We start from the raw sequence: 21,877 nt of genomic DNA, 5'->3' as shown, positions 1-21,877 counted from the left end.
AAAAGCTAGGCGATTTTTTTGCCTATGTGCAAACAAGCTATTTCATGGATTCCTCAAAGGCAAGGCATGATTCCACGCGAATTCAGCATGTGGCGGCGGCTTCACACCAGCGCGGTCACCAACAGCTTGGCCTGCGGCGTCAACGTGTCGAAGCGGCGGGCGCAGAGATTGAGCTGGCGGGTTCCCCAGTCGTCCGTCAGCCGCAGGCTGCGCAGGCTGGGCGCCGAGCGGCGCACCGTGCTTTCCGGCACGATGGCGACGCCCGCGCCCTGCGCCACCAGCCTGCAGACATTGTCGAGGCCGGGCACGCGGATGCGAAAATGCAGATGACCGCCCAGGCGCGCGGCTTGGCGGGAGATGTGCTCCTGCAAGGGATGGCCGGCGCTCAGGCCGACAAAGGTTTCACCGAGAATGTCGGCGAGGCCGGTCGCGCGGCCTTCGAGGCCGGGGCGGTTGCGCGCGGCGATCACCACCAGCCGGTCAACGAAGAACGGTTTCTGTTCGAGATGGGAAAGGCCGGCCCAGGTCGCGGCAATGCCAAGATCGGCGGCGCCGCTCGCCACCGCCTCGGCGATCTCGTGGCTGGGGCGCTCATCGAGCTCTATGTCGATGCCGGGATGCGCGACCAGAAAGGCCGGCAGCTTGTCGCGCAGAAGCTCGCTGGTGGCGGCCGTGTTGGCGAGCAGGCGGACCCGCGCGCGCAGTCCGGTGGCATAGGCGCCGAGCTCGCCGGCCATCGCCTCGATCTGGTTCTGCACCGCGCGCGCGTGGTGCAGCAGTGCCTGGCCGGCGGCGGTCGGCACCACGCCGCGCCGGCGGCGCTCCAGCAGCGGCGCGCCGAGCCTGTCCTCCATGCCCTTGATGCGGGCGCTGGCCGAGGCCAGCGCGAGGCCCGCGAGCTCGGCGCCATGGGTGATGCTGCCGCGCTCGGCAACCAGCAGGAACAGCCGGAGATCGACGAGGTCGAAGCGCATTTTTTCCTCCCGCAAGACAGCCCGGGCGCACGCGATCGACGGCGCATCCGGCCGACCGCTTCCGGCCCCAGCCTTCGCCTCGGGCGAAGGCTGGGGCCGTAAATTCCACATTGTGGGTGACGGCGAATTTCGTCAAACAGTTTCGGTGGAGGTCCATGATGAGAAAACCAGCATCGAACCGGCAAGGGCTCGGCATTGCTGAAAGCGCGGCGATGCTGCTGGCGGTTGCCGTCGCCCTTCTGGCCGTGGCGCGCTCGGATTCCGGCATGCCAGGATGCGCCATGACATCCGCCTCTGTCAGCAGCGCCGCCGCCGGACCGGCGGGGCCGGCAGCGGGGATCGAGGCTGCCGACATGCTGCTCCATGATTGAGCCGCTGCCGGACACGCCATCATGCTGAGCGCCGCCGCCGTCGCCTGGATCTGCGCCGTCTTCCTTGCCGCCGGCTTCGTCAAGGGCGTGGTAGGGATGGGCCTGCCGACGGTGGCGATGGGCCTGCTGGCGGTGACCATCGCGCCGGCCGAGGCGGCCACGCTTCTGCTGATCCCGTCGCTGGCTACCAACCTGTGGCAATTATTCACCGGTCCTTCGTTCGGCGGGCTCGTCAGGCGGCTATGGACGATGATGGCCGGCGTGGTGATCGGCACCGTTGCCGGCGCCGGCCTGCTCACCGGCGCGCATACGGTGGCCGCGTCCGGCGCGCTCGGCGTGGCACTGATGCTCTATGCCGTTCTCGGCCTCGCCAAGGCCGGCTTCTCAACGCCGCCACGCCACGAGGCCTTGCTATCGCCGCTGGTCGGGGTGGCAACTGGCCTGGTCACCGGCGCCACCGGCGTCTTCGTCATTCCGGCGGTGCCCTACCTGCAATCGCTGCGGCTGGGCAGGGAAGAGCTGATCCAGGCGCTCGGCCTGTCCTTCACCGTGTCGACGGCGGCGCTGGCCATCGGGCTGTTCAGGGCCGGCGCCCTGGCCTCGCCGACGGCCGGGCTGGCGGGTTCGGTCGCGGTGCTGGCGCCCGCGCTCGCCGGCATGGCTGTCGGCCAGGCGCTGCGCCAGCGCATGGGCGTCGAGACTTTTCGCAAAGTGTTCTTCGCCGGGCTCTTGGCGCTGGGATTTTATCTGGTGGCCGAAGCGGCGTTTTGAGCACCGCTTGCCGAACGCCGACTGGCCGGACCGGCCTACCGCACCACCAGGACCGGGATTTCGCTGTAGGAAACGACTTCCGCTGTTTGGCTTCCCAGAAGCAGCCTGCCCAATCCGCGGCGGCCGTGCGAGGCCATGACGATCAGGTCGCAGCGTTCGGTCTGCGACAGCTCCAGGATCGCCTCGGCGGGCCTTCTGTCCTCGATGTGCACGACCTTGGCCGACACGCCCAGCCCCTCGGCGGAAGCCTTGCATTTGTCGAGCACCTCCTTGCCGTATTTGCGGGCTTCTTCCTGATAGGCGGCCAGCCCATCGCCCGCGGCGTAGCCGGCCATGGCGCCGCCCCAGGCGAAGATCGGGAATTGTTCCGAGACGGTGACGAAGGTCACGGCGGCGCCGAGGCCCTTTGCCAGCCCGAGGCCGTGGGCAACGCCCTTGTCGGCCAGTTCCGACCCGTCGGTGGCGATGAGCAGATGTTTGTACATGATGATCGTGACCTATCGTGCTTGGTGAACTATGGACCACACATAGTTATGCCCGGCGCCCAGTCATTGTGCCAATGCGGCGGGGATCAGGGCCAGGGAATGTGGTGGGCATCGCGTGGACCGCGCCCAAACGAGCGTTCCACCCCCGGACTTTCGCGCCAGCCGGATTTCCCTTCGCCGCATCGTCCTCTAAGGTGCGGCAACTTCGAAAGGCCCATCATGAGCAGCGCGTTTCCTCAAATCCATCTGGTCCGGCATGGCGAGACGGCGTGGAGCCTTTCGGGCCAGCACACCGGCCGCACCGACATGCCGCTGACGGCGGTCGGCGAGGCCGCCGCGCGGGGTGTGGCGGATCGGCTGAAAGGCCTGCCGTTTTCGGCCGTGTGGTCGAGCCCCTCGCAACGCGCCTACAACACCAGCGTGCTTGCCGGCTTCGGGGCGCAAAGCGTCAAGATAGACGACCTGCAGGAATGGGACTACGGCGCCTATGAGGGGCGTACCACCAGGGAAATCCTGGCCGAACGGCCGGGCTGGAACGTCTTTCGCGACGGCTGCCCGCAAGGCGAAACGGCGGCCGATGTGGGCGCCCGCGCCGACAGGATCATCGATCGCCTGCGCGAGGCCAACGCCGACACGCTGATCTTTTCCAGCGCGCACTTCCTGCGCGTGCTCACCGCCCGCTGGCTCGGCTTGCCGCCGCAGGACGGCGCGCTGTTCGTGCTCGATACGGCCAGCATCAGCGTGCTCGGCTACGAGCATGACCTCGGCGAGCCGGTGGTGCGCAAATGGAACGGGAAGTAGGACGGCCTAGCTGTCGAACTTCCGGATCGCCTCGGCGGTTACAGGCGTGAAGAAATTCACCAGATTGCAGTCCGGGTCGCGGAACAGCAGCGAGCGGTTGCCCCAAGGCATGGTGGCAGGCTCCTGGACAATTGCGCCCTTGATGGTTTCCGCCAGCCTGGCAAATTCTGCATCGACGTCGCCGACTCGGAATTCGATTATGGCCGTGCGGTTGTCGGCTGGGCGGGCGATGTCGCTGCCGAACAGCATCAGGGTGCGCGTGCTGCCGATCCCCAACGTGCAGGCCGGCGTCGCCAGTTCGGCGAAGTCCTCCGTGTACATCGTCACCGGCATGCCGGTGATCTCGCCATAGAAGCGCACGAGGCGCTGGACATCGGACGTGATGATGCGGACAGAGACGAAATTCATCGCATTGGCTCCTTGATCGTCGAAGCCGCGGCTGGGCTCCCGGCCTTCTATAGGCCGGGGCTCCTGACAGCTTTCCGTCAGGAGACGGAAGTGCCGGCGCGATTTTCAGATATGCCGAACGACAGTGCCAACCCTGCGCCTATTCACCCCGCCAGCAGCGCCAATTCATCGGGCGTCAAATGCCTTGCCGTACCCTTGGCGAGATCGCCGAGCGGCAAGCGGCCAATGGCCACGCGGATCAGGCGCTTGACCTCGATGCCGTGGGCGGCGAGCAGGCGCCGGATGTGGCGATTGCGGCCCTCGTCGAGCACGATCTCCAGCCAGGCGGTGCGGCCGCCGCTGCGCAGCAGCTCGATCGAGTTGGCGCTCAAGGTCTCGCCGTCGATACGCGCGCCGGCGCGCAGCGCTTCCAGCACCGCCGCGTCGGGCACCGTGGCGATCTGAACATGATAGGTCTTGGGCAGGTGCGAGGCCGGGTCCATCAGCCGGTTGGCGAAGCGCGTGTCGTTGGTCATCAGCAGCAGGCCTTCGCTCGCCTTGTCCAGCCGGCCGACCGGCGAGACGAAAGGCAGGTCAAGCCCTTCAAGACAGGCATAGACGGTGTCGCGCTCGAGCGGGTCGTCGCGGGTCGTGACCAGCCCGCGCGGCTTGTTGAGCATGAGATAGACCTTGCGCTCGGCAACGATTTTTTCGCCGTCGACGGCGATGCGGTCGCGATTCATATCGACGCGCAGGGAAGCATCGCGCGCGACCTTGCCACCGACGCGCACGCGGCCCTCGGCGATCAGCCGCTCGGCCTGCGTGCGCGAGCACAGGCCGAGCTTCGACAGCGCGCGGTTGAGGCTGACGCCGGGTCGTGGTGGTCGTGGAGCCATGCTGCTTCGGATCGATCCGTTGTACCGGACCAGATGCCATGGCCGGCGACGGCTGCGCAAGCCGCCGCCGAGGTCGGGATCTTGCCGGACAGCGGTGCCGCCCGGCAAGCGCTAGTCGCGCCGGCTTAGGCTGCTTGCTCGGTCTCGTCCGCGATCCCGTTCAGCACGGAAAGCGCGTCGGCTGGCAGCTCCAGCTCCGCCGCCGCGATGTTTTGCCTGAGATGCGCAATGGACGAGGTGCCGGGGATGAGCAGGATGTTGGGCGCGCGACGCAGGAGCCAGGCGAGCGCCACCTGCATGGGCGTGGCGCCGAGTCTTTGCGCGACATCGGCCAGCGTGCTGGATTGCAGCGGCGTGAAGCCGCCGAGCGGGAAGAACGGCACATAGGCGATGCCGGCCGCGGCAAGCTCGTCGATCAGTGCGTCATCCTCGCGATGCGCGATGTTGTACTGGTTCTGCACGCAAACAATGTCGACGATGCCGCGCCCCTGTGCGATCTGGGTTGATGTGACGTTGCTCAAGCCGATATGGCGCACCAGACCCTGACGCTGCAGTTCGGCGAGCGTATTCAGTTGGGGTTCGAGCGAGCCTTCGGCCGGGCCGTGTATGCCGTGCATGGAGCGCAGGTTGACGACCTCCATCGTGTCGAGTCCCAGATTGCGGAGATTGTCGTGCACGGCCTGCGTCAGTTCCTGCGGCGACATTGCGGGGATCCACGATGCATCGGCGCCGCGCCGGGCACTGACCTTGGTGACGATGGTGAGGTTGGCGGGGTAGGGGTGCAGCGCCTCGCGGATGATCAGGTTGGTGACGTGCGGACCGTAGAAATCGCTGGTGTCGATATGGTCGATACCGCTCGCCACCGCCTCGCGCAGCACGGCGAGTGCACCGTCATGGTCTTTCGGCGGGCCGAACACGCCGGGTCCGGCCAATTGCATGGCGCCGTAGCCCATGCGCTTCACGATGCGGTCGCCAAGCTTGAATGTTCCGGCCTTGCTGATGTCAGTCATGGTCTCAATCTCCTGTGGATCGGCCAGATATAGACAATGCACGCTTGCGCGATAATATGGCGCAATCGGCACAGGCTGTGCGAAAAGGCGAACAATGGCGGATCTGGGCGACCTCCAGGCATTCATGGCGGTGGCGCGCGCCGGCGGCTTTCGCGAGGCGGCCAGGGTCAGCGGCGTCAGCGCCTCCAGCCTCAGCGAAACGGTGCGGCGGCTGGAGGCGGGGCTCGGCGTGCGGCTCCTCAACCGCACCACGCGCAGCGTCGCACCGACCGAGGCCGGCGCACGCCTGCTGGAGCGGCTGGGCCCCGCGCTCGGCGAGGTCGAGGCAGCACTCGATGTCGTCAACGGCTTTCGCGGCCGCCCGGCCGGCACGCTGCGGCTCAACGTGCCTGTCGTGGCGGCGAAACTGGTTCTGCCGCGCCTTCTGCCGCCCTTCCTTGCCGCCTATCCCGACATAAGACTGGAGGTGACCGCCGAGGACAGTTTTGTCGACATACTGGCGAGCGGCTGCGATGCCGGCATCCGCTATGACGAGCGGCTGGAGCAGGACATGATCGCCGTACCGATCGGCCCGCGCCGGCAGCGCTTCGCCACCGCTGCCGCAACGGCCTATCTCGACAGGCGTGGCCGGCCCGACCATCCGCGCGACCTGCTCGATCACGCATGCCTGCGCGGCCGCTTCGCCAGCGGCCTGACGCCGCCCTGGGAGTTCGAGCGCGACGGCGAGATAGTGAGCGTCGAGCCGACCGGGCCGCTGCTGGTCAGCACCGGCACGGCTATGGCGCTTGCGCTCGATGTGGCCGTCGCCGGCGGCGGCATCGTCTCGCTGTTCGAGGACTGGCTGCGCCCCTATTTCGACGATGGCCGGCTCGAACCGGTACTGGAGCCCTGGTGGCAGGAGTTTTCCGGCCCGTTCCTTTATTACCCGGGCCGCCGGCTCATCCCGGCGCCGCTGCGGGCATTCATCGACTTTGTCGGCGGGATGCGGTGGTAAGGCGCCCCGATGACGGTTTCATGGGACGCATGGCAGGACGCAACCCGCTGCGCATTTCTGGAATGTTCCAGGAACGAGCAGGGATCATCGCGGCGGGTCCAATGACACCTTGGCGCGCTTCGCCAGCTCGCGAATCCGCTCCGCGACCGCGCTGTCGACCGGATTGTAGACGGTCAGGCTCAGATCCGGGCGGCCGTCGACCGCGAATCCCGAATATTCCAGCTCGATGTCGCCGAGCACCGGGTGCTTCAGCCGCTTGGTTCCGTCGCCATGGCTGAGCACGTCGTTCTCGCGCCACAGGGCGGCGAATTCGGGGCTGGCGCTGCACAGTTCGTCAACGAGTTCGCGTACCTCGGACACCGCGCCGGCACGCGCCGCGTCGGCGCGGAAGGCGCCCACCACGAAACGGGCGAGGTTTTCCCAGTCGTGCTGCTTTTCGCGGATGGCCGGGCTGCGGAACATGAAGCGCAAAATGTTGCGCTGGTCTGCGGGCAGGGCGCTGTAATCGGTCAGCACGACCTGGGCGGCGCGGTTCCAGGCAACGACATCCCAGGTAGCGGTCCTGACCAAGGCGGGGCTCGCTTCAAGCGTGTCGAGGAGGCGCTGCAGCCGGGGGCTGATGCCTTCCGCGCCGATATAGCGAACCTCGGGCGGGCGTCCGAGCCCGAGCATGAAAAGGTGCTCGCGCTCGGCCTCGGTCAGCATCAGCCCCTTGGCGATGCGGTTCAGCACATCGGCCGAAGGCGCGCCGCCACGACCCTGCTCCAGCCATGTGTACCAGGTCGGGCTGATGTTGGCGCGCTGGGCCACTTCCTCCCGGCGCAGCCCCGGCGTGCGCCGGCGCCCTGAAAATCCGAACGAGGCCGGATCGAGCCGGGTGCGCCGGTCTCTCAGAAACGCCGCGAGCGAACCGGCGGAATTGGTGGGCATCCTGTTAGCCATTATACCACGATAAGATCACTACTTTAATGGAATAATAGACCGGCGATACTGCGCAGGCAATCGTGCAGGAGAATTCGCATGCGTATCTTTTTGACCGGCGCGACCGGTTTCATCGGCTCGGCGCTCGTTGCCGAGCTCATCAAGGCGGGCCATCAGGTGGTCGGCGTCACTCGCTCCGAAGCGGGGGCCGAAGCGCTGACGGCGGCGGGCGCCGAAGTGCATCGGGGAACGCTCGATGATCCCGAGGGCCTGCGCGACGGCGCGGCAAAGGCGGAAGCGGTGATCCACACGGCGTTCGACCATGATTTTTCGCGGTTTGCCGAGAATTGCGAGAAGGATAGCCGTGTCATCGCGGCACTCGGCCAGGCATTGGCCGGATCCGACCGGCCGCTGGTGATCACTTCCGGCGTCGGCGTGGGCAGCCCCGGACATGGCGAGCTTGCCAGCGAGGACGTCTTCAACGCCAGCCATCCCAATCCGCGCATCGCCTCGGAGCTCGCCGGCAATGCCTTGCTGGAAGCCGGCGTCAACGTCTCGGTGGTGCGGCTGCCGCAGGTTCACAACCCGGTCAAGCAAGGGCTCATCACGCCGCTCATCGAAATCGTGCGCCAGAAAGGCGTTTCGGCCTATGTCGGCGAGGGCCGCAACCGCTATGCGGCGGGCCATCTCCTGGACGCGGCGCGCCTCTACCGGCTGGCGGTGGAAAAGCGGCAGCCCGGCGCGCGCTATAACGCGGTCGGCGAGGAAGGCGTCGAAGTGCGCGCGATCGCCGAGGTGATCGGGCGGGGCCTCAACGTGCCGGTCGTTTCGATCGCTCCGGAACAGGCGGCGGAGCATTTCGGCTGGATGGCAATGTTCGCCCCGATGGATCTACCGGCCTCCAGCGCGCTGACCCGGGCGCGGCTCGGCTGGCAGCCGACCGGCCCGACGCTGATCGCCGATCTCGAGGCCATGCGGTACGACGCATGATGCGCCGATAAAGCGTCGTCAGCCGACGGCGTAGCGCAAATGGACGAGCCCGTGGGCGAGGGCTTCGCAGCTTTTGAGCGACAGTTGCATCTTGCCCGCGAGGCCGGATTCGCCGAATTCGACGAAACCCTGGTTCGCCGCCCGCCCGTCAAGGGCGGGAGCGACGAGAAGGCTGAGCTCATCGACAAGGCCGGCCGCGAAGAAGGAACCGTTGATGCCGGCGCCGCCCTCAAGCAGCAGCCGGCGAATGGCGAATTCGCGGTTCAGAACTTCGAGCATCCGGCCGAGATCCATGTCGGCCGTCTCCGCCACGATATAGGACACGCCGTCGGCGGCGAGCTCGGCCAGGTGGCTGTCGGCGACATCGTGCCCAAGCAGCACCACGACATGGTCGCCGCCAATGTCGGGTTTGGAAAAGTGGAGCTTGCCCGATGGATCGAGCGCCACCGCGTAGCTTCCCGTACCGGTTTGCGCGGCATGATAGGGTCGGTCGACCTTGCCCGCATCGGCCGGCGGGTGCGCGCCGGCCTTGCTCATCTCGGCCATGGTGACGCGGCCGACGATCCAGCCGTCGCCCGCAAAATCATTATGGATATGCTCGTAGAGGCTCGACCATTCGGCCCGGGTTCCGTCCGGGCTGGCCGTGTAGCGGCTCGGGTGGAGACTGCCGTCCAGCGACGCGATCATATGGCAGATGATGTGCGGTTTCATGCGGGTGTCTCCAGGGAATGGGCTCAGGCGCGGTTCAAACTAGGGCCAGCGCCGGAGAATGGAAGCTGGGCACCCGGCTCATCCAAATTCCGACCATTGCCGTCTGGCCCTGTTATATCGATGTTGCACAAATGGTTGAGCCTGGGCTAGCATCCGTTTGCTGGTGCCGACGGGAGGCAGTTTTTGCAACGGCGATCAGCTGGAGCGGCATGCGTTAGCAAACGCAAGGAGGATGCTCCAACACTTTGAACCGACGCATGATCCTTCCTGAAACCGTCCCGGTTTCCGGGGCCGTGCGTTCTTGTGGAGGAGGATCCCATGAACAGACGTGAATTCCTGATGACGTCCGTGGCCGCGGGCGCCATGGTGCTTGCCGCGCCCTCGGCATTTGCGCAGGACAAGCTCACCATTCTCGGCTCGGTGCCCAGTCTCGGCTTTCCGTTCTTCGTGCACATGCTGAACGAGATCAAGGCGGAAGCCGCCACGCAAGGCGTCAACCTGACCGAGAGCGATGGCCAGAACTCGGCCACCAAGCAGACCGCCGACATCGAGGCGGCCCTGGTGCAAAAGGTCAACGCCATCGTGATCTCGCCGCTCGACGTCAATGCGCTGGCGCCGGCCATCGAGGAAGCGGTCAAGGCGGGCGTTCCCGTGGTCACGATCGACCGCCGCGTCGACGGCGTCGAGGGCATTCTCGCCCATGTCGGCGCCGACAACGTCAAGGGCGGCGAGGCGGAAGCGCAGGCCGTGGTGGCGGCATTCCCCAACGGCGCGAAACTGTTCCATCTGCAGGGCCAGCCCGGCGCCGGGCCGGCGATTGACCGCAACAAGGGCGTGCACAATGTGCTCGATCCCTTGAAGGACAAGTACCAGATCGTCTTCGAGCAGACCGCCAATTTCGCCCGCGCCGAGGCGCTGTCGGTGACGGAAGCCGGCCTTGCCGCCAACGGCAAGCCGGACGCGATCGTCTGTGCCAATGACGACATGGCGCTGGGCGCGCTCGAAGCCTGCGCGGCGCGCAACTTCACCGACGTCAAGATCTACGGCTTCGATGCGCTGCCGGAAGCGCTGGTCGCGGTCCGCGACGGCAAGCTCGCCGGCACGGTCGAACAGTTCCCCGGCCAGCAGTCGCGCACCGCCGTGCAGATCGCCGTCGCCTACGCTAGGGACAAGACGGAGCCGAAGGAGAAGCTGGTGCTGTTGACGCCGATCGTCATCGGCAAGGACAATCTCGACAAGGCCGAGAGGCTAAACGAGACGAAGTGAGCTCGCATGGAGAGGTCGGCGGGGCAGCACCCCCTCTGGCCTGCCGGCCATCTCCCCCGCAAGGGGGAGATCGGCAGTGTCGATGTCCGCATTCTCATTGCGGCGTTGAAAATTGGAGAATGCGGAACAGACAGCCAATCTCCCCCCTTGCGGGGGAGATGTCCGGCAGGACAGGGGGGGTGTTCACGCGCCGACGGGTCCGGAAACTGCATCGAGGGAAGCACCCATTCCATGGCTGAAGCCGCACCCGTCCTGCTCGCCGTCGAGGGCGTCACCAAGCGTTTCGCCGGCGTCACCGCGCTGAACGATGTCTCGCTCGACGTCAGGCCCGGCGAAATCCTCGGCCTGCTCGGCGAAAACGGCGCCGGCAAATCGACGCTGCTGAAAATCCTGTCGGGCGTCATGCCGCCTTCCAGCGGGCATGTCATTTTCGACGGGGCCGACTACCGGCCGTCGAGCCCGCAGGATGCCAAGCGGCTAGGTATCGTCACCATCTACCAGGAACTCAGCCTGATCCCGACGCTGACGGTGGCGGAGAACATCTTCATCGGCCGCGCCCCGACCGGTCCGCTCGGCCTCGTCTCCTGGCGCAAGATGGAGCAGGACTCCCGCATCATCATCGCCCGCGTCGGCCTCACGATCGATCCGATGACGCCGGTCTCGGCGCTTTCGGTGGCCGAGCAGCAGCTCGTCGAGATTGCACGGGCGCTGTCGCTGAAGAGCCGGCTGATCATCATGGACGAGCCGACATCAGCGCTAACCGAGACAGAGGTGCAGCGGCTGCTGTCGATCATGGACAGGCTGCGCAAGGACCATGTCGCCATCATGTTCGTCACCCATCGGCTGGAGGAGGCCGCCGCCATCTGCGACCGCATGACGGTGCTCCGGGACGGCAGGTTGGCCGGCAATCTCGACCGCGAAGGCGGGCCGATCCGATTGCCGCGCATCATCGATAAAATGGTCGGCCGCGCGGCGTCCGAGCTCTATGCGCGGCCGGCGCAGCGCACGGTGGCCGGCGACGTCGTGCTGTCGGTGCGCGGGTTGCGCACGGTGCGCGATCCCGAAGCGCCGCACGCCATCGTGCTCGACGGCGTCGATATCGACCTCAAGGCCGGCGAGATCCTGGGTGTCGCCGGCCTCGTCGGCTCGGGTCGCACGGAGCTGGCGCGCGCCATCTTCGGCGCCGACCGGATCGCGGGCGGCACGATCACGCTCAACGGCAGGCCCATCGCGCCGGCCTCGCCGGCGGATGCCATAGCGCTCGGCATCGGCCTGGTGCCTGAGGATCGCAAGCATCAGGCGATCTTCGCCGCGCTCGGCATCCTGCCGAATTTCTCCGTCGCCTCGCTCGGGCGGTTCAGCAATGGCTTCGGCTTCATGGCCGAGCGGCGCGAGCGTGATGCGCTGGCGGGGTTCCGGAAAATGCTATCGATCCGCATGGCGTCGGCCGAGCAGGCGATCGAGGGCCTATCAGGCGGCAACCAGCAGAAGGTGATCCTGGCGCGCTGGCTGGCGCGCGACCCCAAGGTGCTGATCGTCGACGAGCCGACGCGCGGCGTTGATGTCGGCGCCAAGGCCGAGGTGCACCAGATCCTGGTGCAATTGGCAGCGCGCGGCATAGCGGTGATGATGATTTCGTCCGAGCTGCCCGAAGTGCTGGCTGTGTCGGACCGGATCGTGACCATGCGCAAGGGGCGCATCACCGGGCAGATGCCGGGCATCGAGGCAAGCGAGGAAAAACTGATGGAACTGATGGCACTCGACCAGCCGGGAGCGGTTGAGGAGGAGGCACGATGAGCGTGGCCGAGGAGCAGAGCCGGCGTGGCGGCATCAGCATTGCGCGGCTCTTGATGAATTTCGGGCCGCTGCTATTCCTGGCGGCGCTGGTGGTCGTCTTCACCGTGCTGAAGCCGAGCTTCATCGATCCGATCAATCTGTTCAACATCACCCGCCAGATATCGATCACCGGGCTGATCGCGCTCGGCATGACCTTCGTCATCCTCACCGCCGGCATCGATCTTTCGGTCGGCTCGCTGCTCGCCTTCTGCGGCATGGTGGCGGCCGTGGTCGCCAAGGGCGGCACCGCCAACACACTGTCGCTGTCGACGTCGGGAACGCAGGGCTATGGCTGGTTCGCGGCGCTGCTCGCCGCCGTGGTGGTGGGGGCGGTGGCCGGCGGTGTTCAGGGCTTTGCCATCACCAGGCTGAAAGTGCCGCCCTTCGTCGTCACGCTTGGCGGGCTCACCGTGTTTCGCGGCCTGACGCTGACCATCTCCAATGGCGGCCCGATCTCGGGCTTCGACGCTTCTATGCGCTGGTTCGGCACCGGGCTGATCGGCCCCGTGCCGGTGCCGGCGATCATCTTCGCGGCGGCCGCCATCCTGTGCCACATCGTGCTGCGCTACACGCGCTATGGACGCGCCGTCTACGCCGTCGGCGGCAATGCCGAGGCCGCACGGCTGTCGGGCTTGCGCGTCGACCGCATCCTGGTCTCGGTCTATGTCATCGTCGGCTTCTTCGCCGGGCTCGCCGCCTTCGTGCTGTCGGCCAGGCTGAATTCGTCCGAAGCGGTGGCCGGCATCGGCTACGAGCTGACGGTCATTTCGGCCGTCGTCATCGGCGGTACCTCGCTGTTCGGCGGCATCGGCTCGGTGGGCGGCACCGTGGTGGGCGCCGCCCTGATCGGCGTGCTACAGAACGGGCTCCAGTTCAACAACGTCTCGTCCTACACGCAAAGCATCGTCATCGGCCTGATCCTGATCCTGGCGGTGGCGTTCGATCGCTGGCTGAAGTCGCGGGTGAGGCGCTAGAGCGTTTCATATCTTGACGGAAGCGTAGCCTGCGTTTTCGAAGTAGTTCCTGCATTCGGCTGCCTCGATTGTTTCGACGAGGTGGCCGATGTGGCGCCAAGTGTCCTCGATTGTACGTTTCTGAGCTTGGCGCATCCAGTGTTTGATCTTGGCGAAGGCCTGCTCGATCGGATTGAGGTCCGGGGAATAGGGCGGCAGGTACCAAAGCCTGGCGCCGGCAGCTTTGATCATCTGCCTGATGGCCGCCGACTTATGACTCCCAGATTATCCATGACGACAATATCGCCGGGCTTCAGCACCGTGATGAGCTGCTGCTCGACATAGGCCCGGAAGCATTGGCCGTTGATCGGGCCGTCGAAGACGCAAGGCGCTGTGAGCCGATCCCAGCGCAGCGCGCCGAGGAAGGTCAGCGTGCGCCAGTGGCCGTGCGGAGCCAGGCCGCGCAGCCGCTTGCCCTTCGGCCCCCAACCGCGCAGCGGAGCCATGTTGGTCTTGATCCAGGTCTCATCGATGAAGACCAGGCACTGCGGATCGAGGCCGGTCTGCCAGGATCGCCATCGCTGACGCCTGCGGGCAATATCGGCGTGTGCCTGCTCAAGGGCGAACAGCGTTTTTTTTGAAGCTCAGGCCCTCGCGCCTCAAGAACAGCCACACCGTATTGTGCGAGACCTTGATCCCGCGCGCATCCAACTCGTCCTTCAGCCGATGCAGCGTCAGTTCAGAGGTCTGATTGATCCGCTCCACAATGAAAGCCCGATGGGGCTCCAGAACGCGCTTACGGTGTCCGCCCATCTTGCCCGGCGCCACCGAGCCGGTGGCACGGTAACGCTGCGACCACTTCACCACAGAGGAAACCGCAACGCCAAAGCGCGAGGCAACCGCACGGCAGGTCTCCCCGTCGACAACTGCCGCTACTGCACGCTCACGAAGATCATTTGAAAGCGCTCGCGTCATCAGATGCTGGCCTCCAATCCAGCCAGCATCTTGAATCACAAACATCCGGTTTTGGGAATCCTACGATTCTCCCAAAATAGGAAATGCTCTAATTCTTTCTCCCTTGTCGTCGGAGAAGGGGAATCGCCGCTCTGCCATAGGCAGGAGAGCTCGCTACCTTTCTTGCAAAACAACCCCCCTTTGCTAGAAGGATTTCGGGCGGGTGGCATTCTGAGAGAACCTCATGTTTGCCGATATCATCAGACCGATCAGCTTGAGTTTTTCGCTGCTGCGGCGGTTCTGGCCGCAGCTCGTCGTGCTGGTGCTGGCCGGTGTTCTGGCCGGCGATCTCTTGCTGCAACTGGCGGCCAAGGTGGCGCTCGCAAATCATTTCGCCGGGCTCGCCATGCTGACGCTGGTGGCGCTTGCGCAACTGGTGGTGACGGTGGCGATGTTCCATGTGCTGCGTCCCGGCTTGCCCCATGTGCTGGCCGCGCAGCGTGGCGCGGAAAAGGCCACGGTCGCCGAGGGGCAGGGAACCGCGGACCGGCGCGGTTCGCGGCTGGTGCGCATGATCACCATCGCGCTGTTACCCTTCTTCGCCTATTACGCGGCCTGGGGGTTCCTCGGCGACATCGTGCGGCAATATTCGCGCGAAACGCTCGACCAGGCCGGCTTCGGCCAGAGCGCCAATGTTCTGGACGTGCTGGATTCGCGCTGGCTGCTGGTCTCGGTGGCGGTGTCCTGGCTGGTGCGCCGGCTGGCCAAGTTCATGCAGGCGAAAACGGGCGCCGCCTCGTTCTGGCAGATCGTGGTGGTGATCTGCGAGACCAACTGGATCTTCGTCGGCCTCTACGTCATCAGCCGCTGGAAGGACAGCGCGCTGCAATGGCTGATGAGCCGCAATTTCTGGTCGGTTCTGCAGGCGTCGGCCGACGGGCTGGCGAGCCCGGTGCCGGCGGCGACGGCCGCGCCGATGGTGCCGCTCGAGATCACCTCGATCGCGCCCTCGACGATCGCCGTCAACCTGTTCTTCTACATGCTCTTGCCGCTGATCTGGCTGGTGATGGCGGCGCTGATCTATGGCTATGATGTGCGCGACGATACGGCACTGATGCGCGTGCACGGCCGGCTGGAACGCGTCGGCAAGCGCTATGCCGGCCTGCCGAAATTCCTGCGCGATTTCGTCGAGCATTTCGTCGCCGGCTACCGCTCGCGCTATCTGCCGATCGCCAATGGCGTGCGGCTGACGGTGAGTTCCAGCCTCGTATTGCTGTGTACGCTGATCGTCGGCTATCGCCTGCTCGACTGGGGCGCGGCCTGGCTGTGGCTCGGCGCGACGCGGCTGATCGGCCCGCACGAGCTCGACGTCTGGCAGATCCTGTCGCATGGCGTGACGCTGTTGTTCGGCAGCCCGTTCCAGGATTCCTCCACCGGCATCCTCATCGAGCCGCTGCGCATCTGCTTCCTCGCCGCCGTCCTGGAGACGGCGTTCTCGCTTTCCAAGGGGACGGGTGAGACGGGCGGTCGTTCCCGGTAGCGACGGGAACGGCCGTAGCGTATCCTTGCCGCGCCTTGCCATGTACGTGCGATGGGGCGAAAGTGCGATCTTTCCTGGTCTCGTAAACAGACCGCCTGTTTGCACTCGCAAGATCGAAGAGAATGGCATGACTTACTTCTTCCGCCGTCGAAGTGAGGCAATGACCTTCGGCCTGCCTGTGGTCTGCTGCGCGCTGGCGTTGATATTGCAATCGAACATAGAGCCGATCGAAGATCGGACGGCGATTGTGGTGATCGTTGCCGGCATATCGATCATCCTTACCTTGGCAACCGTCTTTGCCGTGGTGCGACATGCGGAGGCGATAGCCCGACGTGTTGGACAGCCGTACGGCACCCTGGTCCTTACCTTGGCCGTAACGACGATCGAAGTGTCGATCATCGTCTCGATGATGCGACATGGCGCCAACAATCCGACCCTGGCGCGAGAATCCGTGTTCTCCACGGTCATGATCGTTTGCACCGGCATCGTGGGGCTGTGCCTGACACTTGGCGGGTGGCGGCACCGCCACCAGGACATCCGAAGGCAAGGCACAAGTTCCTTTCTTTCGGTGCTGACCGCGATCACGGTGCTGACGATGGTGCTCCCGAACTATACGCTTGCCACCAGCCCCGGGACATTTTCTCCCACGCAACTGGCTTTCGTCGCGCTGCTGTCGCTCTTGCTCTACGGCAGTTTCGTTTTCGCCCAGAGCTACAGCCAGAAAGAGGACTTCCTGGAGGTGCAGCTGCGTGAAAGCGCTCCGGAAAGCCATTCTCCGCAGGTCCACGGCGTGCCAACGCATTTCGTCTTCCTGCTTCTGGGACTGGTCGGGATCGTCCTGCTGACGGAACGGGTCGCGGCTGGCGTTGAAGATGGCCTTACCTACCTGCAGATCCCGCAATCGGATGCGATCGTCGGCGCGATGATTGCGTTTGTCGTGCTGCTCCCCGAGGCGATCTCCGCCATCAAGGCATCGTGGGGGAATGAGCTCCAGCGCGCATTGAACGTCGCTTTGGGCTCGGCGTGCGCGACCATCGGACTGACGATCCCGGCAGTGGCGGCGGCCAGCCTCATCACCGGAAAGTCGCTCAACCTCGGTCTCGGTCCGAGCGACGTGATTTTGCTGGTTCTGGCCCTTGCGGTGAGTGTCGTAAGTTTCAGTACCGGACGCACGACGGTTCTCACCGGACTTGCTCACCTCGTCGTCTTTGTTGCCTACGTCCTGTTGATCGCCGTGCCGTGACTCCGGACTGCCGGCGCTGTCGCTACTTCGGCGGCCGTTGAAACCGCAGGTACCACGGCCGCCCGCTTCCCAGCCCAATGGCGGGACGGATGGTCTTGATGGCATCCTCCGGCACGATGAAGGTGTCGCCGATGGTGATGACGTCGCCTGTCTTGGCGCCGGAGAAGATCGCCGAGGTGCAGTTCATCACGCCGTCCGGCAGTCTGACGCCCGAAATCATGTCGGGGAGCCAGCGGCGGCCGGCGGCATCGGTCAGCATCAGCCTGCAGCCCAGCCATTGCTTCTGCAAGTCGGGATCGCCGACGGTGACGGAGAAGGTGGCGATGACGGCGAAGGCCTGATCGGGCAAGCGGCCGGCCTTGCCGCCGCGCAGGTCCGCCAGCTTCCAGTCGCTGCCGCCGAAGTGCGCGGACTGGCCAAACTCGACATCCCTGGCGATGAGGTCTTCGCCGCCCAGCCATTCGCGCAAGCTGTCATGGCTGGTTTCTGCCAGCGCCAGCGGCAGCAGGATGACAAGCGCCGCCAGGCTGCGCCTGCGCCATTTTTTCTCGACCTGCCGCTCGGCGGCCGGCCCCATGTCGGTCGCGACGGCGCTCATGGCTTGCCCTGCGGTGTCTGGCCCGGAGAAGTCTGGCCCGGTGGTGCATCCAGATCGTATTGCGGCAGGATGCCGGCCGGTTCTCCATCGGCGCCGGCAGACAACCCGTCGAAGCTGATGCGGGCCTGCGCGTCGAGCGCGCCGAATTGGCGTTCCGAGACCAGCAGCCTGGCGCCGCCGATCTGGTCGGGCGGTACTTCGAAGACGAACAGGCCGCGTTTTTGCAAGCCGGGATCGACGCCGTGCGGCGGCATGTCCTGGCGATAGCCCAGCCGCTCCGTCTGGCGGTAGCGCAGACCGGTCGGACCTTGCCAGGTGCCGTCCGCGACCGTGATGGAGGCGTCGGTCGCGGTGAGGCTGGTCGTCACCACCGCCCACACGCCGCTCGTCGTCAAAAGCTTTTGCTGCCCGAACTGGTTGGTCTTCAGCGCGCGGGCAAAGACAACCTCGTCAAGCCGCACGTCAAAGCTGCGTGCCCGCACCGTGTCGTGCATGGCGCCGTCGACCGGGATGGGCGCGGTGAGGTCGGCATAATGCGGCTTGGAAAGCTGCATACCGTAGCTCAGCGCCACGGTGGCGGCGAGAATCGCGAGATTGCCGAGGACCCGCATCCTCATGAGCCGGCTCCCGGCGTGTCCGTTGCCGGCATATCGGCGAGCGGCAAGGTCACGGTGCCGAGACGGTAGGGATTGTACCAGCCGGGCGTGCCGTAGAGATTGTCGCGCGGCTTGAAGATCTCCGCGGTGACGCCGAAGGCGAGCGTCGGCGGCACGGCGGCGTCGCCGGCCAGCGGCCAGACATAGGCCAGGCGCTCGGTCATGCCGGGGTGCAGTTCCGGCGCTAGGGTCGAATCGCGTATCAGGGCGATCATCGGCATCGAGTCCGGCAGGGTGATTCCCTCCGGCTTGAAGACAGCGAAGTAGGCCTTGTTGGATTCGGCCGTGCGGTTGGTCATGTCGGCCTCCAGCACCAGTGCCTTCTGGCCCGGTTTCAGCGGCACGCCATGGATGTCGGCATGGCTGACATAGGCACGCACCGGTTTGATGCGCCAGCGGCCGGCATCGATGGCGGCATCGGACGGCAGTTGCGGCGGAGGGTGAGCGGGCAGGGCGCCAAAGGCGCCCATGAGGCCGGCCGCCAACAGCGCGGCGATGGTTCCCGCGCCTGCCGTCATCCAGGCCTGGACTCTTGAACGGGCAGTCTTGAACATTCCCTGATATGCACGTCGAACGATCAGCCACCCGCAGGCAATCTAGGAAGAAAACGCGCGGATGGGAACCCGCAAATGGCGGCATTGCCCAGCTCTTCTCGTGGCTGCGTCTCTCTCGTGGCGCAGTGTGGTCGCCGACGGCTTGGCGAGCCCGCCTATGCCGCCTCCAAGGCCCAAATGCGGTGGCCGTAGCGGCGGAAGAAGCGCGCCAGCAGGCGTTGTTGCCTGGCCCTGGCGAGGTCCGCCAGGCGCCGTTCCTGGCGCCAGCGCGGCATGTTGCGCCAGAAGGCGATGAAGCGGGCGGCGTCCTCGATGGCTTCCTGTGCCGATAGCGCCGGGCCGATCGCCGCCAGGAAAAGTGCTTCCGATTGTTTCAGCGCGTCGACGACCGCCTTGCGCCTGAAATGGCCGAGGCGCGCCTGGCGGATGCCGTGTTCGCGGATTCTCACGAAAGCCTCGATGAGAGCGTGACTGTCGCCGCCATAGCCGCAGGCGTGAGCGAAATCGGCGGCAAGGGCGTCCATCGTCTCTCCCGGGGTGCTGCACGCGCGCCGACTCGGCTTTGCAAGCTATATAGAAGCATAACTCAAAAATTAGCGAAAGAGAAACTTTTGCGGAGCCCTGAAAGATGCGACTCGACTCTCGTTTCAAAACGCAGGAATATGTGAACAAACAAGGAACAAAAGAGGCGAGCCGCGATGGCATTGACGGGCAGGGGATCAGTGATTGCGGATGTCGTTTCGATATCGGTCGAATGCGCCGATTGCGGCCGCAACAGGTGGTGGAAGCCCGATCAGCTGCGGCGCTTCGGCGTGACTGGCAATACCCCGCTGGCAGCGCTTTCGGGCCGGCTGGTCTGCTCGGCTTGCCGCGCCGACGGGCTGCCGGGCACGGCGATCCAGATCCGGGCAGCGTTTATCGACGAGCGCCAGCGCGTGCGCAGCGAGGCGCTAATGCTGAGCGAGCGCGAGATGCCGTTGGAGGGATCGGGGCGGGCGTGAGGGTGGCATCGACGCTGGGTTTTGCCTGCTCTCCTTGTGGGAGGAAGAATTGCCCCGTCGCCCTCAATAGCCCAGCAATTCCTTCAACGGAATGACCCGCCAGACCTGCTTGATGGCGTAGCGGTTGAAGGTCAACGTCTTCGGCGGATTGTACTGTTCGACCACCAGTTCGGCGGCGGTGCGCTTGACCAATTTCTTGATGAAGGCCTTGCCGTTGCGTTCGTTCTCTTCCGGGAAGGTTTCGATCACCACGTGATCGCCCGGGACGGCATCGCGGCCGCCGCAATAGATCAGGTCTCCGGGCTCGTAACGGGGTACCATGGAATCCGAGAGCACATGCAGCGCGAACACCTTGGCCAGGTTGCGGATGCCGGGTGGGCGCTGGACGTAGCCGGCGGGCTCGCCGTTGAAGGTGAAATCGCCGTCGTCGCCGCCAACGGCGGCGCCCAGCACCTGGATGTCCATCGGCCCGGCGGGGGGCGGCCCGGCGTCGGTGACGATCTCGGCGTCGTTGACCGGTCCGGCATCGTCGAGGAAAACCACCTCGCCCTTGCCGAGCGCGACCGGGTCGACACGCAGAAAGGCGGCAGTCTTCAGGAGGTTTTCCGTCTTGGGCAGGTTGCGACCGGTTTCCCAATTGCCGACGGCGGCGACGTCGGTGTTGTTGTGCTCGGCGATGTGGCGCATGACCAGGCCGCGCTGCTTGCGCGCCTGGCGGATTGCCGCCCCGACCTTGATCGACAGTTGCGTTTTCACCATGGCGCCCATGTGACCAACAAGCGCTGCTTTCGTCCATGAAAGAATGGCTTGCATAAGTTTTTGAGTTATGCTTATATCCGTTCATGCAAAAGCTCAACCCCTTCCGAGTCGAAAGCGCCCTCAGGCCAGCTTCACGCGAGCCGGCCAGCGCTCATTCCCTTTCGCCCCGGCTGTCCTCCTCCCCGGCCAGGGCGAAGCGTGAGGCTGATTGCCCCGATGCATCAGCCGCACGTCCGGTCCGCCCGTCACCGGCGGCCGGAACGGCCGGAGCCGCCGCTCCCCGCGGCTCCGGCCCCCAATTCAGCGCGGTGCGGATCCGCTCCCTGATCCGCACCGAGGACGGCACCGTGATCCTGCTCGACAGGCTGACGGGCAGGGCGGTTTTCGCACCCGACCGGGTGACGGCAGAGGCGCGGCTGGCGCGCCTCGCCGCGCTGGGCGGCCGGCCGGGCTGAGGCCGCCAATCCAACGGCCGACAGGCCGGATCCAACCCAACAATGCCCACCGCCTGCGGCGGGCCGACACCGATACTCGCCGGCGGCGTCGCGCGCTGCCGCGGCCGCGCAATGGACGGAGACCAGATATGGCACTTTACGGCGACAAGGAATTGCAGGCGATCGCCGGCTGGCTGACGGACGGACTTTCCGCCTCGCGCATCGCGGCTCGGTTCAGCGCGTCGCGAGGCAGCCCGGTGTCGCGCGACGCCATCATTGGCATCGTTCACCGCAACGCCATGCTGAGTTCTATCGGCTTTGCCAACAGCAAGCGGATCGCGGCAGCCGAGAGGGCGAATGACAAAGCCGCGGACCGCGCCGCCAAGGCCGGACACAAGCGCGTGCCGAAGGGTGAAGGTGCGGAACGCCTCGCAGCGCGCGAGGCCGGCGTGCTGATCGCGGACGGGCAAGCCTACCGCCTCGAGGTACCGGTGCCGCACCGAAGCCCGATCGGCCGCCAGCCGCATGGCGTGGCAATGCGCTTCGTCGACTGCCTGTTCGGCCGCTGCCGCGCTCCGCTCGACCTGGCGCTGGAGCAAAATCCGGAAAACGACGCGCCCGGCGGCCGGCCGGGCGTCCACATGCTGTGCTGCGGCATGCGCACAAGGGCGATGAAAAGCTACTGCACCTATCACCAGGCGCGCTTCCGCCGGCGTGTCTGCGAGGCGGGGTGAGCTTCCTCCCGTTCTGGAGAGAAGCTAACGGCAGGCGG

At 65.8% G+C, this 21,877-nt stretch carries 25 protein-coding genes and 1 pseudogene; 13 read left to right on the top strand and 13 right to left on the bottom strand.

Translation table 11 applies throughout. The features are described 5' to 3' along the window. Positions 1 to 101: 101 nt before the first annotated feature. Entirely contained in the window at positions 102 to 974 is an 873-nt protein-coding gene (locus FJ867_RS16620; RefSeq protein ID WP_140622853.1) for a LysR substrate-binding domain-containing protein, read from the bottom strand. Positions 975 to 1,132: 158 nt separating this feature from the next. Here FJ867_RS16620 and FJ867_RS16615 point away from each other — a divergent pair, with 158 nt between their 5' ends. Together FJ867_RS16615 and FJ867_RS16610 are read left to right on the top strand one after the other, a co-directional pair. Further along, on the top strand, positions 1,133 to 1,345 hold the full coding sequence (locus tag FJ867_RS16615; RefSeq protein WP_140622855.1) for a hypothetical protein: 213 nt from the start codon (positions 1,133 to 1,135) through the stop codon (positions 1,343 to 1,345). A 21-nt stretch (positions 1,346 to 1,366) separates the two neighbouring features. Continuing rightward, positions 1,367 to 2,116: a sulfite exporter TauE/SafE family protein gene (locus FJ867_RS16610; protein WP_140622856.1), complete on the top strand. Its 750-nt coding sequence runs from the start codon at positions 1,367 to 1,369 to the stop codon at positions 2,114 to 2,116. Positions 2,117 to 2,151: 35 nt separating this feature from the next. Here FJ867_RS16610 and FJ867_RS16605 read toward each other — a convergent pair whose 3' ends face one another. After that, complete coding sequence (locus tag FJ867_RS16605) at positions 2,152 to 2,601, bottom strand: universal stress protein (RefSeq protein WP_140622858.1); 450 nt, start codon at positions 2,599 to 2,601, stop codon at positions 2,152 to 2,154. A gap of 219 nt (positions 2,602 to 2,820) precedes the next feature. On the opposite strand from FJ867_RS16605, the gene FJ867_RS16600 reads away from it, so the two are divergent. Beyond that, positions 2,821 to 3,402, top strand: coding sequence for a histidine phosphatase family protein (locus FJ867_RS16600; RefSeq protein WP_140817959.1), 582 nt, complete (start codon positions 2,821 to 2,823; stop codon positions 3,400 to 3,402). A 6-nt stretch (positions 3,403 to 3,408) separates the two neighbouring features. On the opposite strand, the gene FJ867_RS16595 is transcribed toward FJ867_RS16600, so the two are convergent. The 3 genes from FJ867_RS16595 to FJ867_RS16585 all read right to left on the bottom strand — a co-directional run bounded on the left by FJ867_RS16595 (position 3,409) and on the right by FJ867_RS16585 (position 5,695). Further along, positions 3,409 to 3,810, bottom strand: coding sequence for a VOC family protein (locus tag FJ867_RS16595; protein ID WP_140674365.1), 402 nt, complete (start codon positions 3,808 to 3,810; stop codon positions 3,409 to 3,411). Positions 3,811 to 3,953: 143 nt separating this feature from the next. Next, positions 3,954 to 4,685 (bottom strand): pseudouridine synthase, encoded by a 732-nt coding sequence (locus FJ867_RS16590; protein ID WP_140516215.1) that lies wholly within the window; start codon positions 4,683 to 4,685, stop codon positions 3,954 to 3,956. A 125-nt stretch (positions 4,686 to 4,810) separates the two neighbouring features. Beyond that, a complete protein-coding gene (locus tag FJ867_RS16585) occupies positions 4,811 to 5,695 on the bottom strand; it encodes an aldo/keto reductase family oxidoreductase (protein WP_140728400.1) in 885 nt (294 codons plus the stop codon). 94 nt (positions 5,696 to 5,789) lie between these two features. Between FJ867_RS16585 and FJ867_RS16580 the strand changes: the two genes are divergently transcribed. Beyond that, a complete protein-coding gene (locus tag FJ867_RS16580) occupies positions 5,790 to 6,689 on the top strand; it encodes a LysR family transcriptional regulator (protein WP_140642047.1) in 900 nt (299 codons plus the stop codon). An 84-nt stretch (positions 6,690 to 6,773) separates the two neighbouring features. Here FJ867_RS16580 and FJ867_RS16575 read toward each other — a convergent pair whose 3' ends face one another. Beyond that, positions 6,774 to 7,619: a helix-turn-helix transcriptional regulator gene (locus tag FJ867_RS16575; protein WP_181165261.1), complete on the bottom strand. Its 846-nt coding sequence runs from the start codon at positions 7,617 to 7,619 to the stop codon at positions 6,774 to 6,776. A 90-nt stretch (positions 7,620 to 7,709) separates the two neighbouring features. Between FJ867_RS16575 and FJ867_RS16570 the strand changes: the two genes are divergently transcribed. Continuing rightward, entirely contained in the window at positions 7,710 to 8,600 is an 891-nt protein-coding gene (locus FJ867_RS16570) for an SDR family oxidoreductase (RefSeq protein ID WP_140817957.1), read from the top strand. 18 nt (positions 8,601 to 8,618) lie between these two features. Here the strand turns inward: FJ867_RS16570 and FJ867_RS16565 are convergent, their stop codons facing one another. Further along, entirely contained in the window at positions 8,619 to 9,311 is a 693-nt protein-coding gene (locus FJ867_RS16565; protein WP_140817955.1) for a RibD family protein, read from the bottom strand. Between the two features lie 318 nt (positions 9,312 to 9,629). Here FJ867_RS16565 and FJ867_RS16560 point away from each other — a divergent pair, with 318 nt between their 5' ends. The 3 genes from FJ867_RS16560 (at position 9,630) to FJ867_RS16545 (ending at position 13,387) form a co-directional block, all read left to right on the top strand. Beyond that, positions 9,630 to 10,577 (top strand): substrate-binding domain-containing protein, encoded by a 948-nt coding sequence (locus FJ867_RS16560; protein ID WP_140516203.1) that lies wholly within the window; start codon positions 9,630 to 9,632, stop codon positions 10,575 to 10,577. Positions 10,578 to 10,808: 231 nt separating this feature from the next. Further along, complete coding sequence (locus FJ867_RS16550) at positions 10,809 to 12,374, top strand: sugar ABC transporter ATP-binding protein (protein WP_140817951.1); 1,566 nt, start codon at positions 10,809 to 10,811, stop codon at positions 12,372 to 12,374. Further along, positions 12,371 to 13,387, top strand: a complete 1,017-nt coding sequence (locus FJ867_RS16545) for an ABC transporter permease (RefSeq protein ID WP_140516199.1) — start codon at positions 12,371 to 12,373, stop codon at positions 13,385 to 13,387. The genes FJ867_RS16550 and FJ867_RS16545 overlap by 4 nt, the downstream gene beginning before the upstream one ends. 6 nt (positions 13,388 to 13,393) lie before the next feature. Here the strand turns inward: FJ867_RS16545 and FJ867_RS16540 are convergent. Further along, a pseudogene (locus FJ867_RS16540) lies at positions 13,394 to 14,386 on the bottom strand (IS630 family transposase). A gap of 178 nt (positions 14,387 to 14,564) precedes the next feature. Between FJ867_RS16540 and FJ867_RS16535 the strand changes: the two are divergent. Both FJ867_RS16535 and FJ867_RS16530 read left to right on the top strand, forming a co-directional pair. After that, the gene (locus FJ867_RS16535; RefSeq protein ID WP_140817949.1) at positions 14,565 to 15,860 is read left to right on the top strand and encodes a hypothetical protein; all 1,296 of its coding nucleotides are present in this window, start codon (positions 14,565 to 14,567) and stop codon (positions 15,858 to 15,860) included. 127 nt (positions 15,861 to 15,987) lie between these two features. After that, complete coding sequence (locus FJ867_RS16530; RefSeq protein ID WP_140521414.1) at positions 15,988 to 17,103, top strand: ionic transporter; 1,116 nt, start codon at positions 15,988 to 15,990, stop codon at positions 17,101 to 17,103. A gap of 22 nt (positions 17,104 to 17,125) precedes the next feature. Here the strand turns inward: FJ867_RS16530 and FJ867_RS16525 are convergent, their stop codons facing one another. From FJ867_RS16525 to FJ867_RS16510, 4 genes are all read right to left on the bottom strand, one after another. Next, the gene (locus FJ867_RS16525) at positions 17,126 to 17,701 is read right to left on the bottom strand and encodes a hypothetical protein (protein ID WP_140516193.1); all 576 of its coding nucleotides are present in this window, start codon (positions 17,699 to 17,701) and stop codon (positions 17,126 to 17,128) included. Next, positions 17,698 to 18,318 carry a hypothetical protein gene (locus tag FJ867_RS16520; protein ID WP_140521415.1) on the bottom strand — a complete coding sequence of 207 codons (621 nt, stop codon included), beginning with the start codon at positions 18,316 to 18,318 and terminating at the stop codon, positions 17,698 to 17,700. The genes FJ867_RS16525 and FJ867_RS16520 overlap by 4 nt, the downstream gene beginning before the upstream one ends. Continuing rightward, a complete protein-coding gene (locus FJ867_RS16515) occupies positions 18,315 to 18,911 on the bottom strand; it encodes a hypothetical protein (RefSeq protein ID WP_140499124.1) in 597 nt (198 codons plus the stop codon). Before FJ867_RS16515 ends, FJ867_RS16520 begins: the two co-directional genes overlap by 4 nt. Before the next feature lie 155 nt (positions 18,912 to 19,066). After that, on the bottom strand, positions 19,067 to 19,435 hold the full coding sequence (locus FJ867_RS16510; RefSeq protein ID WP_140499122.1) for a hypothetical protein: 369 nt from the start codon (positions 19,433 to 19,435) through the stop codon (positions 19,067 to 19,069). A 174-nt stretch (positions 19,436 to 19,609) separates the two neighbouring features. Here FJ867_RS16510 and FJ867_RS16505 point away from each other — a divergent pair, with 174 nt between their 5' ends. Next, positions 19,610 to 19,912: a hypothetical protein gene (locus FJ867_RS16505; RefSeq protein WP_140499120.1), complete on the top strand. Its 303-nt coding sequence runs from the start codon at positions 19,610 to 19,612 to the stop codon at positions 19,910 to 19,912. A 63-nt stretch (positions 19,913 to 19,975) separates the two neighbouring features. Here the strand turns inward: FJ867_RS16505 and FJ867_RS16500 are convergent, their stop codons facing one another. Then, entirely contained in the window at positions 19,976 to 20,680 is a 705-nt protein-coding gene (locus FJ867_RS16500; protein ID WP_140818019.1) for a helix-turn-helix transcriptional regulator, read from the bottom strand. 299 nt (positions 20,681 to 20,979) lie between these two features. Between FJ867_RS16500 and FJ867_RS29000 the strand changes: the two genes are divergently transcribed. Further along, positions 20,980 to 21,126: a hypothetical protein gene (locus tag FJ867_RS29000; RefSeq protein ID WP_224618688.1), complete on the top strand. Its 147-nt coding sequence runs from the start codon at positions 20,980 to 20,982 to the stop codon at positions 21,124 to 21,126. 128 nt (positions 21,127 to 21,254) lie between these two features. After that, positions 21,255 to 21,839 (top strand): GcrA cell cycle regulator, encoded by a 585-nt coding sequence (locus FJ867_RS16490; RefSeq protein ID WP_140499116.1) that lies wholly within the window; start codon positions 21,255 to 21,257, stop codon positions 21,837 to 21,839. The last annotated feature ends 38 nt before the right edge of the window (positions 21,840 to 21,877 follow it).

Source organism: Mesorhizobium sp. B2-5-3 (genome assembly GCF_006441005.1).
In the GTDB taxonomy this organism is placed as follows: domain Bacteria; phylum Pseudomonadota; class Alphaproteobacteria; order Rhizobiales; family Rhizobiaceae; genus Mesorhizobium.
Note: the sequence above shows the minus strand (reverse complement) of the source record. Positions and strands in the feature narration are given on the sequence as shown.